This is a genomic window from Amycolatopsis sp. NPDC051106, from assembly GCF_040682775.1.
Lineage (GTDB): Bacteria > Actinomycetota > Actinomycetes > Mycobacteriales > Pseudonocardiaceae > Amycolatopsis.
On sequence record NZ_JBFBBQ010000073.1, the window covers coordinates 31,613 to 44,128 of the forward strand.

Annotated in this window: 12 protein-coding genes; 8 read left to right on the plus strand and 4 right to left on the minus strand. The window is 70.8% G+C overall.

Annotated features, from left to right (window positions below):
* Positions 1-153 precede the first annotated feature (153 nt).
* Genes AB0M83_RS36960 through AB0M83_RS36980 form a run of 5 tightly spaced genes read left to right on the plus strand, consistent with a single transcriptional unit; the run spans position 154 to position 6,976 of the window.
* Complete coding sequence (locus AB0M83_RS36960; RefSeq protein ID WP_364524461.1) at positions 154-5,139, plus strand: NAD-glutamate dehydrogenase; 4,986 nt, start codon at positions 154-156, stop codon at positions 5,137-5,139.
* Positions 5,136-5,555 carry a thioesterase family protein gene (locus AB0M83_RS36965; protein WP_155545552.1) on the plus strand — a complete coding sequence of 140 codons (420 nt, stop codon included), beginning with the start codon at positions 5,136-5,138 and terminating at the stop codon, positions 5,553-5,555. The genes AB0M83_RS36960 and AB0M83_RS36965 overlap by 4 nt, the downstream gene beginning before the upstream one ends.
* Positions 5,548-6,183, plus strand: a complete 636-nt coding sequence (locus tag AB0M83_RS36970) for a hypothetical protein (RefSeq protein ID WP_364524463.1) — start codon at positions 5,548-5,550, stop codon at positions 6,181-6,183. Before AB0M83_RS36965 ends, AB0M83_RS36970 begins: the two co-directional genes overlap by 8 nt.
* 52 nt (positions 6,184-6,235) lie before the next feature.
* Complete coding sequence (locus AB0M83_RS36975; RefSeq protein ID WP_364524465.1) at positions 6,236-6,484, plus strand: hypothetical protein; 249 nt, start codon at positions 6,236-6,238, stop codon at positions 6,482-6,484.
* 54 nt (positions 6,485-6,538) lie between these two features.
* Positions 6,539-6,976 (plus strand): hypothetical protein, encoded by a 438-nt coding sequence (locus AB0M83_RS36980; RefSeq protein WP_364524468.1) that lies wholly within the window; start codon positions 6,539-6,541, stop codon positions 6,974-6,976.
* On the opposite strand, the gene AB0M83_RS36985 is transcribed toward AB0M83_RS36980, so the two are convergent.
* From AB0M83_RS36985 to AB0M83_RS36995, 3 genes are all read right to left on the minus strand, one after another.
* Positions 6,973-8,535: a glycoside hydrolase family 13 protein gene (locus AB0M83_RS36985; protein WP_364524470.1), complete on the minus strand. Its 1,563-nt coding sequence runs from the start codon at positions 8,533-8,535 to the stop codon at positions 6,973-6,975. The two genes, AB0M83_RS36980 and AB0M83_RS36985, sit on opposite strands and share 4 nt — an antisense overlap.
* Entirely contained in the window at positions 8,535-8,918 is a 384-nt protein-coding gene (locus AB0M83_RS36990; RefSeq protein WP_364524483.1) for a globin, read from the minus strand. The genes AB0M83_RS36985 and AB0M83_RS36990 overlap by 1 nt, the downstream gene beginning before the upstream one ends.
* 142 nt (positions 8,919-9,060) lie before the next feature.
* Positions 9,061-10,050 carry a mechanosensitive ion channel family protein gene (locus AB0M83_RS36995; RefSeq protein ID WP_364524473.1) on the minus strand — a complete coding sequence of 330 codons (990 nt, stop codon included), beginning with the start codon at positions 10,048-10,050 and terminating at the stop codon, positions 9,061-9,063.
* 355 nt (positions 10,051-10,405) lie between these two features.
* On the opposite strand from AB0M83_RS36995, the gene AB0M83_RS37000 reads away from it, so the two are divergent.
* Positions 10,406-10,903 carry an HNH endonuclease gene (locus AB0M83_RS37000; RefSeq protein WP_350310664.1) on the plus strand — a complete coding sequence of 166 codons (498 nt, stop codon included), beginning with the start codon at positions 10,406-10,408 and terminating at the stop codon, positions 10,901-10,903.
* A 111-nt stretch (positions 10,904-11,014) separates the two neighbouring features.
* Here the strand turns inward: AB0M83_RS37000 and AB0M83_RS37005 are convergent, their stop codons facing one another.
* Positions 11,015-11,386, minus strand: a complete 372-nt coding sequence (locus AB0M83_RS37005) for a hypothetical protein (protein ID WP_364524475.1) — start codon at positions 11,384-11,386, stop codon at positions 11,015-11,017.
* 278 nt (positions 11,387-11,664) lie between these two features.
* On the opposite strand from AB0M83_RS37005, the gene AB0M83_RS37010 reads away from it, so the two are divergent.
* Both AB0M83_RS37010 and AB0M83_RS37015 read left to right on the plus strand, forming a co-directional pair.
* On the plus strand, positions 11,665-11,916 hold the full coding sequence (locus AB0M83_RS37010; protein WP_284742167.1) for a hypothetical protein: 252 nt from the start codon (positions 11,665-11,667) through the stop codon (positions 11,914-11,916).
* Positions 11,903-12,391, plus strand: a complete 489-nt coding sequence (locus tag AB0M83_RS37015) for a DUF5130 family protein (RefSeq protein WP_364524477.1) — start codon at positions 11,903-11,905, stop codon at positions 12,389-12,391. Before AB0M83_RS37010 ends, AB0M83_RS37015 begins: the two co-directional genes overlap by 14 nt.
* Positions 12,392-12,516: the final 125 nt, after the last annotated feature.

Genomic DNA, 12,516 nt, shown 5'->3' on the forward strand with positions numbered 1-12,516 from the left:
CACGCGAATCCGCTGGCCCGGAAGGGTTTTCCGAGACTGGGGAACCCCCGGGTCTTCATGTGATCCCCGACCGCCGCGCATTAGTGTGGGGTCGTCCGGTTCACCGTCGAACCGGCGCGGTGCCACCTCACGAATACTGGAGAGTTGCCTCAAATGAGCTCGACCGGAGTCTCGTCCCTACCCGGAACCGGAGCCGAAACCGAACCCGAATTCGGTCAGCGCTCCCCGGTCAGCCCGGAGCAGATCAGGGACGACCTGATCGACGTCGCCGCCGGCCTGGCGCCGGAGATCGGGGAGCTCATCCGGCTCTACTACCGGCACATCCCGGCCGAGGAGATCGTCGGCGACGAGCCCGTCAACCTGGTCGGCGCGGTGCGCTCGCACCTGCAGCTCGCCCGGTCGCGGATGCCCGGCCGCCCGGCCGTGCGGCTGCTCAACCCCACCGTCGCCGAAGACGGCTGGGCGCGCGAAGCCACCGTCGTGCAGGTCGTCACCGACGACATGCCCTACCTGGTCGACTCGATCGCCGCGGAGTTCGCCCGGGACGGCGTGCAGGTGCAGCGGATCGTCCACCCGATCGTCGTCGTCAGCCGGGACCTGACCGGCGAGCTCCTGGAAGTCCACCCCGACGCCGACCCGGCCGATCCGCCCGCGAACTCGGCCGCCGAGTCGTGGATGTACATCGAGATCGACTTCGTCACCGACCCGAACCGCGCGCGCGAGCTCGACAACCGCCTCTCCAGCGTCCTCGGGGACGTCCGCGAGGTCGTCGAGGACGCCGAGAAGATGGCCCAGACGGCCTGCCAGCTCGCGAGCGAACTGGAAACCGAGCCGCCGCAGCTGCCGCAGGCCGAGGTCGCCGAGGGCGCCCGCCTGCTGCGCTGGCTGGCCGACGGCCACTTCACCTTCCTCGGCTACCGCCGCTACGAGCTCGTCGACAACCCGCACCCGGACTCGGACGAGCCGGCCCTGCGCGCGGTGCTGGCCTCCGGGCTCGGCGTGCTGCGCCAGGACAGCCTGGCCGCCCGCGGCCTCACCGCCGGCCCGGACACCGCCGCGTCGGCGCTCTCGCCGACGCTGCTGGTGCTGACCCAGGCGAGCGCGCCCTCGACCGTGCACCGGCCGGTCTACCCGTACTACGTCGGCGTGAAGACGTTCGACGCCGAAGGCACCGTCACCGGCGAACACCGCTTCCTCGGCATGTTCACCACCACCGCGTTGCACGAGAACGTGCTCGACATCCCGGTGGTGTGCAAGCGGGTCCGCGAGGTCATCCACCGCGCCGGGTTCCCCATGGAGTCGTTCTCCGGCCAGCGGATGCTCGAGGTGCTGCAGAACTGGCCCCGCGCCGACCTGTTCTCCGCCGACACCGATTCGCTGTACTCGACGACCACCGGCGCGATCACGCTGTCGGATCGCCGCCGGCTGCGGCTGTTCCTGCGCCGCGACCCGTACGGCCGCTTCTACTCCTGCCTCGTCTACCTCCCGCAGGACCGCTACACGACGCGGTCGCGGCTGGCGATGCAGGAAGTCCTGCTGGAAGAGCTCGAAGGCACCCAGCTCGAATACAGCGCGCGCATCGGCGAGACCGTCCTCGCCCAGGTGCACTTCATGGTCCACACCGACCCCGCGCGCCGGCTCGAGCCGGACACGGCGAAGATCCAGGACCGGCTGAACGACGCGGTCCGCAGCTGGGACGACCGGATGGTCGAGGCGGTCCTCGACGAACGCCGTGAGCGCTCGGACGGCGGCGTCGCCGTCGGCGTCCTCGGCGAGGAGTCGGCGACCGAGCAGGGCCAGCGCTTCGCGAGCGTCTTCCCCGAGGGCTACAAGGAGGACTTCTCGGCCGGCGAGGCACTGGCCGACCTTCGCGCCCTCGACTCGCTGACCGACGAGGGCGACCTCGCGCTGTCGTTCTACCGGCCGGCCGACGCCGAGCCGGGCGAACGGCGCTTCAAGCTCTACCTGCGCGGCGAAGGCGTCACCCTCTCGAAGGTGCTGCCGGTGCTGCAGGCCATGGGCGTCGAGGTGGTCGACGAACGGCCGTACGAGCTGCACCGCGAAGACGGCGGCGCCTGCTGGATCTACGACTTCGGCCTGCGCGTCGCCCAGAAGATGCTCGACGAGGGCGACGACCACGCGGTCGACCAGCTGCGCGGCCGCTTCCAGGACGCCTTCGAGGCCGCCTGGCGCGGTGACGCCGAGGTCGACGGGCTCAACGGCCTGGTGCTGCGCGCCGGGCTCACCTGGCGCCAGGCCGCCGTGCTGCGCGCCTACTCGCGGTACCTGCGTCAGGCCGGCAGCGCGTTCTCGCAGGACTACATCCAGAACACGCTGCTCAACCACACCCAGGTCGCGACGAAGCTGCTGCGGCTGTTCGAGGCCCGCTTCGACCCGCACCTGGGCGACGCCGACCGCGAAGCCGCCACCGAAGCGCTGACGAGCGAGCTGAGCGCGATGATCGACGAGGTCACCAGCCTCGACGAGGACCGCATCCTGCGCCGGCTGATGGCCGTCATCCGGGCCACGCTGCGGACGAACTACCACGTCACCGACGCCGACGGCAAAACGCGGCCGTACCTGGCGATCAAGCTCGACCCGGCCGGCGTGCCCGACCTGCCCGAGCCACGGCCGCGCTTCGAGATCTTCGTGTACTCGCCGCGCGTCGAAGGCGTGCACCTGCGCTTCGGCGAGGTCGCGCGCGGTGGCCTGCGCTGGTCGGACCGCCGGGAGGACTTCCGCACCGAAATCCTCGGCCTGGTCAAGGCGCAGGCGGTCAAGAACGCCGTGATCGTGCCGGTCGGCGCGAAGGGCGGCTTCGTCGTGAAGCGCCCGCCGGCCACGACCGGCGACTCGAGCATCGACCGCGACGCCCAGCTGAACGAGGGCATCGCCTGCTACCGCATGTTCATCTCCGGCCTGCTCGACCTGACCGACAACCGCGTCGAGGGCAAGACCGTGCCCGCGCCGGGCGTCGTCCGGCACGACGCCGACGACTCGTACCTGGTCGTCGCGGCGGACAAGGGCACCGCGAAGTTCTCCGACATCGCCAACGAGATGTCCGCGCGGTACGGCTTCTGGCTCGGGGACGCCTTCGCGTCCGGCGGCTCGGTCGGCTACGACCACAAGGCCATGGGCATCACGGCGAAGGGTGCCTGGGAGAGCGTCAAGCGGCACTTCCGCGAGCTGGGCAAGGACACCCAGACCGAGGACTTCACCGTCGTCGGCATCGGCGACATGATGGGCGACGTCTTCGGCAACGGCATGCTGCTCTCGGAGCACATCCGGCTCGTCGCCGCGTTCAACCACATGCACGTGTTCCTCGACCCCAACCCCGACGCGGCGTCGACGTTCGCCGAGCGCCGCCGGCTGTTCGACCTCCCGCGCAGCTCGTGGGACGACTACGACCGGTCGCTGATCAGCGAAGGCGGCGGGATCTACCCGCGCTCGGCGAAGTCGATCCCGATCAGCCCGCAGGTCCGCGAAGCCCTCGGCCTCGACGAAGGGGTCACCGCGCTGGCACCGATGGACCTGATCCAGGCCATCCTGCTGGCACCCGTCGAGCTGCTGTGGAACGGCGGCATCGGCACCTACGTCAAGGCGGAGTCCGAAACCCACGCCGCCGCCGGCGACAAGGCCAACGACGCCATCCGCGTCGACGGCAAGCAGCTGCGCGTCAAGGTGTTCGGCGAGGGCGGCAACCTCGGCCTGACCCAGCTGGGCCGGATCGAATTCGCCCGCAACAGCGGCAAGATCAACACCGACGCGCTGGACAACTCGGCCGGTGTCGACTGCTCCGACCACGAGGTCAACATCAAGATCCTGCTCGACCACCTGGTGCAGACCGGGAAGCTCGAGGAGGCGCAGCGCAACGAGCTGCTGGCGGAGATGACCGACGAGGTCGGCGCGCTGGTGCTCGACGACAATTACCGGCAGAACGCCGTCCTCGGCGTCAGCCGGGCGCACGCCGCGCCGATGCTGTCGGTGCACGCGCGCCAGGTCCAGGCGCTGGTGGCCGCGGGTGCCTTCGACCGGAAGCTCGAGGCGCTGCCGAGCAACTCCGAGTTCCGCGAGCTGGAGAAGGCGGGCAAGGGCCTCACCTCGCCGGAGCTCGCGACCCTGCTCGCGCACGTCAAGCTGGAGCTGAAGGACGAGCTGCTGGCCAGCGACCTGCCCGACTCGAAGGTGTTCGCCGGCCGGCTGTCCGAGTACTTCCCGAAGCCGCTGCGCGAGCGGTTCGCCGACGCGATCGGCGAGCACCCGCTGCGCCGCCAGATCATCACCACGATGATCGCCAACGAGGTGGTCGACGGCGGCGGCATCTCCTTCGTCTACCGGCTGATGGAGGAGATGAGCGCCACGGCGACCGACGCGGTGCGCGCGTACGCCGTCGTGACCCGGGTGTTCGACCTCCCGGCCCTGTGGAAGGAGATCGACGCGCTCGACAACGTCGTGCCCACCGACGTCGCCGACTCGATGGTGCTGGAGACGCGGCGGCTGCTGGACCGGGCCGCGCGCTGGTTCCTCACCAACCGGCCGCAGCCGCTGGCGCCGCTGTCGGAGATCAAGCGCTTCGGCCGGGTGCTGAGCAAGCTCGTCCCGAAGATCGGCGACCTGCTCCGCGGCCGTGAGGCGGAGTCCGTGCAGGCGAAGGCGGACGAGCTGATGGCCGCGAACGTCCCCGAGGGGCTGGCCCGCCGGGTCTCGCTGCTGCTGCACACCTACGGCCTGCTCGACGTCACCGAGGTCGCCGAGCTCGCCGAGCAGCAGGTCGGCGTGGACGCCCCGCACAGCCCGGCGGAGACGGCGGAGCTGTACTACGCGCTCTCGGACCACCTGGACGTCGACAAGATGCTGACCGAGATCAGCGCGCTCGAACGCGGCAACCGCTGGCACGCGCTCGCCCGGCTTTCGCTGCGCGACGACGTCTACGGCTCGCTGCGGGCGATCACGCTGGACGCGTTGCGGCACAGCGACCCCGGTTCGTCCGGGGACGCGAAGATCGCGCAGTGGGAGAAGACGAACGCCTCGCGGCTGCAGCGGGCGCGCGCCGCGCTGGACGAGATCCACAAGTCCGGCCGGCTCGACCTCGCGACGCTCTCGGTGGCGGCCCGGCAGATCCGGAGCACGGTGCGGTGACCTACGTTGCGCACGTCCGCCCGCGCTGGACGGACATGGACGTCTACGGCCACATCAACCACGCGAAGATGGTGACGCTGCTCGAAGAGGCCCGTATCCCGCTGCTGTTCAAGGGCGCCGTCGAGGCGGGGCTCGATCAGCTGCCGAAGGGCATCGTCGTGGTCAAGCTGGAAGTGGCCTACAAGGCGCCGATCGTGGTGTCCGGGCAGGAGCTGCGCGTCGGCATCGACCTGACGGAGCTGCGCGCGGCGAGCTTCACGCTGGCCTACCGCGTCCACACCGGGCCGGCGGAGTCCGACCCGGTCGCGGTGACGGCGGAGACGGTGCTGGCGCCGTACGACACGGTCGCGTTGCGGCCGCGTAGGCTCAGCCCGCCCGAGTCGGAGTTTCTGAAGCAGGGGTTCGCGGATGCCTGAGTTGTTCGTACCGGACGCGGCGGACCGGGAGACCCTCGGTGCGTTCGTCGCCCGCGCGGTCCGGCTGGACGGCCAGACGGCCGTCCGGCTGCGGCAGCGCGGCGACGGCGTGGTCGAGGCCTGGACGGCGACGCCGTTCGAATGCTTCGCGACCCGCGCGGTGGCCGGGGACGTCACCCCCGGCGACGTGACGGTGTCCGGCAACGAGCTGCTGGCGGCGCTGACGGTGGCGGGTGGGCCGCGGATGGACCCGGGCCCGGCCCGCGACCTGCTGTGGCACGGCGAACTGCCCCCGTCCGGCCGCTGGCCGCTGGTCGACGAGCTGCCGGCGCGGGTCGTCGCGGAGCTGGCCGACCGGGGCGTGACGCTGGCCAGGGACAACGCCGGTCCGCACGGCAACCCGCCGTCGTCCCTGATGGACCAGGCGGTGCTGACCGTGTCCGGCGAAGCGGTCGAGGTCAAGGTCCAGATGCGCTGCCTGTTCGCGATGTCCGGGATGGGTTTCGTGGATGCGGACCTGGCCGAGGACGTCGTCCGCGTGTCGGCGACGGATTCGTGGCTGCGCCTGGACGCGCGGTACGGCGCGATCGTGCGGCGCCGGCACGCGCTGCTGCCGCTGCTGTTCTGACGGTTTGCTTACGACCGCCACCGTTCGTGCCGAACGGTGGCACGCTGGAACCATGACCCCGGATGACGATCCGACCGCTGAATTCCTCGACGGTGTCCGCGCCGAGGAAACGCCGTGGCGGCGCGAGCGTTCGCCGGGGGAGCAGGCGCCGGAACGCGCCGAGCGTCCTGAGAGGTGGGGCCGCACGCGAGCGGCGGGCCGGGCGGCCGCCCAAGCGGCGCCCTACCTCCAGGCCGCGGCGCTGGCGGCGTGGCTGGCGAGCGGCGCCTTCGACGACGGCTCGGGCGACCAGAGCGGTTGACAGGCTCGTGACCGATTGGTTACAGTCCGCGCCTTCCCGGAGGTGAGCCAGTTGATGAGGTTCCCGGCGTTCACCGTGGCCGTGACCCGCGAAGCCGGTCTGTGGACGGCGAAGGTGACCGACGGTCTCGACGGCGCCGAGGGTGAGTTCAAGCAGTTCGGCGACGTCGACCCCGGCATGCGGAAGATCGTCGCGAACCTGACCGGTCTCCCGGCCGAGCGGTTCCACCTCCGGTGGCGCTACGAGTTCGACGACGCGGACGCGACCGAACTCGTCCTGCAGTACCAGGAAGCGGAGAGGCTCGCCGAAGAGGTGGCGCAGTGGCGGGAAGGGGTCCGCGCCCGCCTGGTCGCCACGCTGAACGGGCAGATCCCGCAGCGGGCGATCGCCGACCTGGTGGGCTTGTCGCACCAGCGCGTGAACCAGATCGCGCGCGGCCCCGCGCCCGAGGCGGCCACCGTGGCCAAGCCCGGCCGGTGGGTGCCGCTCTAGACGAGCCAGGCGGCCGAGTCCGCCGGCAGCTTCCCGTCCACCAGCGGGCTGCTGCTCAGCAGCACCTCGCCCGGCGGCAGGGCGATCGGGCTCGCCGACGTGTTCAGCGCGCACACCAGCCCGCCGCTCTTGCGGCGGAACGCGAAGCAGCCGGCCGGGGCGCCGTACCACTCCAGCTCGTCGCCGCTGAACGCCGGATGCGTCTTCCGCAGCTCGATCGCCTGCCGGTACAGCGAAAGCGTCGAATCGGCGTCTTCGATCTGCTTCTCGACCGTCAGCCCGGCCCACTCGCCCGGCATCGGCAGCCACGTCCGCGGGTTGCGGGAAAACCCGAACGGCGGCAGGTCGCCTTCCCACGGCAACGGCACCCGCGAGACGTCCCGCCCGAACTCGGCCCCGCTGGTCTTCGCCCTCGGATCGGCCATCTCCTCGACCGGGATGTCCACGTTGGCCAGGCCCAGCTCTTCGCCGTTGTACAGGTAGACCGCGCCGGGCAGCGCCAGCTCGACCAGCGCCATCGCCCGCGCGCGGCGCACGCCGGCGGCGCCCCCGCCGTAGCGGCTGACCTGCCGCCAGACGTCGTGGTTGCCCAGCGTCCACGTCGCGGGCGCGCCGACCTTCGCCGGCACCGTCAGGGAGCGCTGGATGGCCGTGCGCATCGCGTCCGCGTCGAAGTGGGTGAGCACCAGCCGGAAGTTGAACGCCAGGTGCAGCTCGTCGGGCCGCAGGTACCGGGACAGGCGTTCCTCATCGGTCACCCAGATCTCGCCGACGGCCATCGCTTCCGGGAACTCGTCGAGCACCTTGCGGATCATCTGGTGGATCTCGTGGACGCCGTCGTGGTCCCACCGCGGGTCGTAGTAGTGGCTCGGCCCGTGCGCGTCGGCGCGCGGGTCCATGTCCGGCAGGCCGGGCGGCTTGGCCATGCCGTGCGCGACGTCGATGCGGAAGCCGTCGACACCGCGCTCGAGCCAGAAGCGCAGCGTCCGCTCGAGATCGGCGGCGACCTCGGGGTTGGTCCAGTTGAGGTCCGGCTGCTGCGGCGCGAACAGGTGCAGGTACCACTGCCCGTCCGGCACCCGGGTCCACGCCGGGCCGCCGAACGCGCTGACCCAGTTGTTCGGCGGGTCCTCGCCCTTCGGGCCGACGCCGTCGCGGAAGATGTAGCGGTCGCGCTCCGGGCTGCCCGGCTTGGCCGCCATCGCGGACTTGAACCAGGCGTGCTGGTTGCTGGTGTGGTTGGGCACGACGTCGACGGTGACCTTGATGTTGCGCTTGTGCGCCTCGGTCAGCAGCACGTCGAAGTCGCCGAGGGTGCCGAACATCGGGTCGACGTCGCGCGGGTCGGCGATGTCGTAGCCGTGGTCGGCCATCGGGGAGCGGTAGAAGGGCGTCAGCCACAGCGCGTCGACGCCCAGCAGCTCCAGGTAACCGAGCCGGGAGTGGATGCCTTCCAGGTCTCCGACGCCGTCGCCGTCCGAATCGGCGAACGAGCGCACGTAGACCTGGTAGAAGACGGCGTCCCGCCACCAGTCGGGAGCTCCCGGCTCCGGTCTCATCAGACGAAGCTGTTCATCATGCTGTGGGCGGCCATCTCCAGGTAGGCCCAGAGCTGCCCGCGGTAGGGCTCCTCGAGGTTCTCCTCGTCGACGGCGATCCGGATGCAGCGCAGCCAGGCGTCGCGCTCGATCGGCCCGATCTTGAACGGCGCGTGCCGCATCCGCAGCCGCGGGTGCCCGCGCTGGTCGGAGTAGGTGTGCGGGCCGCCCCAGTACTGCATGAGGAACAGCCGGAAGCGTTCCTCGGCCGGCCCGAGGTCCTCCTCGGGGTAGAGGGGGCGCAGGATCTCGTCCCGCGCGACTTCTTCGTAGAACCGCGCGACGATCCGGCGGAACGTGGGTTCGCCGCCCACCGCTTCGTAGAGGTTCGCCGGTTCGCTCACTGCAGACACGCCTTCCATTTTGCCCTCCGGGTGCGGGTTCCCGACGCCCGGTCCCGCCCCTCGCCGGAAGGTCGCGAACCCGTTTCCCAGCGTAACCACGCGGGCCGGGTCGTGAGCGACCTCACGACCCGGCCGCGGGACGCTACTTCTTCGCGGCCACCGAGGCGGCGTTGGGGAACAGCCGGCCGAGCGGGGGCTCGAAGCCGGCCTCTTCCAGGGCGGCCAGCAGCTGGGCCCGCAGGGCCCGCTGGACCGCCCACTGCTTGCCCGGCCGCACCTTCACGGTCAGGCGCAGCTGAAGCCCTTCCGGGGTGACGCTTTCCACGCCGAGCATCTCCGGGGGCTCGAGGATGTTGTCCTTCAGCAGGTCGCTCTCGGTCGCGGCCGAAGCCGCCTCGCCGAGCACGCTGGTCGCGCGCTCGACGTCGGCGGAGTAGCCGAGCGGGACGTCGACGACCGCGACCGCGAAGCCCTGGCTCGAGTTGCCGACGCGCAGGATCTCGCCGTTGCGGACGTACCAGACCGTCCCCTTGAGGTCGCGCAGCGTGGTGATGCGCAGGCCGACCGACTCGACGGTGCCGGAGGCTTCGCCGACGTCCACGACGTCGCCGACGCCGTACTGGTCTTCGACCATCATGAAGATGCCGGACAGGAAGTCCTTGACGAGGTTCTGCGCGCCGAACCCGATCGCGACGCCGATGATGCCCGCCGAGGCGATGATCGGGCCCAGGTTGATGCCCAGTTCGCCCAGCACGAGGATGAAGGCGAGGCCGTAGACCAGGAACGTCGCCATCGACTTCAGCACCGAGCCGATGGTCTGCGCCCGCTGGCGGCGGCGTTCGATCACGGCGGAGCCGAGCACTTCGGGAGCGCGCTCACGCAGGGGGCGCAGCAGGGCCGGCAGCTTGCCACTGGACCGGGGAAGCGTGGTGACGCGGTTGATCAGCCGCTTGATCAGCAGGCGCACGACGAACGCGATCACGACGATCATCAGGATCTTCAGCGGCTTGGTCAGCAGCCAGTTCGCCGAGCCTGCCAGCCACTCGTTGTTCGTCGCCAGATACACCTGGTGACAGAAGGTGCTCACGTCGTCGACGCAGGGCGGCTTGGCGGAGGGGAGCAGGGGGGACACGGGAGTTCGATCATCCTTCCGATCAGGTCGGTGAGCCCAACTGTAAGTGGATGTTGGGTCGCGCGGATGTGACACGTCTTGTAACACACGTGCGCTGGGGGGCTGTTTTGTGGTCGACTATGCCTACGCCCCTGGAGGTGGTCGAGTGCCAGACCGACAACCCAGCCCCCGCGGCGTCTCCGGCCAAGCCATGGCCGCCGAGACGCCAGAGGTGGTTCTGCGCGCCTATCCGGGGGGTTCCGCATCCGGCGGAGCCGTCCCGGCCGGGCCGGGGAACCGCCCAGGGGGAATTACCCGCCCGCCCGGACAGCGTAGAGGCCGGGATCCGGCCGCCCCTTCGTGGGGCCGACGCCGGGTGCTCCTGCTCAACGCCACTTTCGAGCCGCTGACCGCGTTGCCGTTGCGCCGAGCCGTCGTGCTGGTGATGTGCGGCAAGGCCGAAGTGGTGCACGGTGATCCCGGCGGCATCGAACTGCATTCGGCGAAGGTGTCGCTGCCGGTGCCCTCGGTGATCCGGCTCAGCACGTACGTGCGCGTGCCCTACCGGGCGAAGGTGCCGCTCACCCGCGCCGGGCTGATGCACCGCGACCGGTACCGCTGCGCCTACTGCGGGGGGCGGGCCGAAACGATCGACCACGTCATCCCGCGCAGCCGGGGCGGGCCCCACGCCTGGACGAACTGCGTCGCCTGCTGCGCCAAGTGCAACCACCGCAAGGCGGACCGGCTGCTCTCGGAGATCGGCTGGCGGCTGCGGGTCGTCCCGCGGGCTCCCCATGGCCCGCACTGGCGGCTGCTCGCGCACTCCAAGGAGGCCGATCCGCTCTGGCGTCCGTATCTGGGCTCCGCCGCCTAGCTACTCCGGCGGAGCTTGGACATGCCGGCGCCCCGGCTGCCTTGCGGCGGACCGGGGCGAGCCGGGTGCTTGCGCGTGTTCAGGTAAGGCGTACGGACCTGGAGCGAAGGGTCAGGCAGCGAGCGCGTAGTCGCTCTGGCAGGTGACGCGGGTCCCCATGGTGACGCGCGTGCCGCGGGTGACCCGCGTTCCTCGCGTGACGCGAGTGCCGCAGGTGACGCGCGTCCCGGCCGTGACACGCGTGCCCATCGTGGCGCGGGTGCCCCGGGTGACCCGGGTACCTCGCGTGACCCGCGTCCCCGCTGTCACCCGGGTGCCCATGGTGACGCGCGTTCCCGCCGTGACGCGTGTACCGCGAGTGACGCGTGTACCCCGCGTAACCCTTGTGCCCGCCGTCACACGCGTTCCGGGCACGAATTCGATTTCGCTGGGTGACGAGGTGGCCTCGGTGATCGCCTGTGCGGGGGTGTGGACGCTGTTCATGGCAAGGCCTCCTGGGACCGGTGCGTTACCTGCTGGGGCTGGGGAGCGGGGCGCAAGGCCCGTACAGGTGAAAAAGCTACGAGGATTTCAAGGCTGCGACAAGATGACAGCGGCGGGTGCGGCCGCCTGTACGTTGAGTTGCAACCTTTCGGCCCGACGCTCTTCGCCCCAACGTTCCAGTGGCCGCGAGCCAAGCGGCGGACGGCAGTCGGCTTACGACGAACGGTCGAGTGCAGCGCGCGCGGTGGGCGCGGAGGTCATCCGATACGCTCAGCGCCGTGAACGTTGTCGAGACGATCGTGGTCTTCGCCGTGATCCCGCTGGCCATCTACGGCCTCGCCGGGCTGCTGACGCTCCGGCGCAGGTCCGGCGGTGCCCCGCGGCACCGGTCCGGCCAGGCCTGGGACTACCCGGCCATGTGGTGGAGCGCCAACCCCGAAGGGGTCGGTGCCGGGCACCACGCCGCCACCGAGAACAGCGCGCCCGAGGGCGCCCCGACCGCGGCAGGAGGCGCTCGTGGCAACTGGTGAGCTGACGAAGCGCGTCGACGAGTCCGAACTGGGCTACGGCGAGGCTCTGACGTCCAGCGGCCGCTTGTCGGCCGCCAAGATGTACGAGCCGGAAGCGCCGACGAGCCCGTTCAACACGCGCCAGCTGGCCCGCCTCGACGAGGCGCTGACGTTCGCGAGCCGCGAGACCGGCCTCGACTTCAGCCTGTACCTCGGCGAGCTGGGGGCGGACAGCCGATCGGCGGCGGAGAAGCTCCACGCGACGACGGCGAACCCGGCGAACTCGGTCCTGATCGCGGTTTCCCCGGGCGAGCGCCTGATCGAGATCGTCACCGGCAAGGCGGCGTACGTCCGCCTCCCCGACCGCGGCGCCAAGCTGGCGGTGGCGAGCATGGTGGCGTCCTTCAAGGAGGGCGACCTGGTGCGCGGGTTGGTGAACGGCCTGGTGAACGCGCTGCGCATGCTGTCCGACCAGGCGGGCCCCGCGCCCCGCTGATCTTCAGGCACGTAGAGAGCCCCGCACCTCGACGAGGTGCGGGGCTTTTCACGTCCGGCGCGGGTCTCGAGCGCCCCAATGTGGCCTTCGGTGCGTCAGACGCACCCAAGGCGGCCTTCGGTGCG

Excerpts from the sequence above, each read along its gene's own strand:
- AB0M83_RS36975 (WP_364524465.1), top strand. The coding sequence starts at position 6,236 with ATGACCCCGGATGACGATCCGACCGCTGAATTCCTCGACGGTGTCCGC.
- AB0M83_RS36985 (WP_364524470.1), bottom strand. The coding sequence starts at position 8,535 with ATGAGACCGGAGCCGGGAGCTCCCGACTGGTGGCGGGACGCCGTCTTC.
- AB0M83_RS36960 (WP_364524461.1), top strand. The coding sequence starts at position 154 with ATGAGCTCGACCGGAGTCTCGTCCCTACCCGGAACCGGAGCCGAAACC.
- AB0M83_RS37005 (WP_364524475.1), bottom strand. The coding sequence starts at position 11,386 with ATGAACAGCGTCCACACCCCCGCACAGGCGATCACCGAGGCCACCTCG.
- AB0M83_RS36970 (WP_364524463.1), top strand. The coding sequence starts at position 5,548 with ATGCCTGAGTTGTTCGTACCGGACGCGGCGGACCGGGAGACCCTCGGT.
- AB0M83_RS36980 (WP_364524468.1), top strand. The coding sequence starts at position 6,539 with ATGAGGTTCCCGGCGTTCACCGTGGCCGTGACCCGCGAAGCCGGTCTG.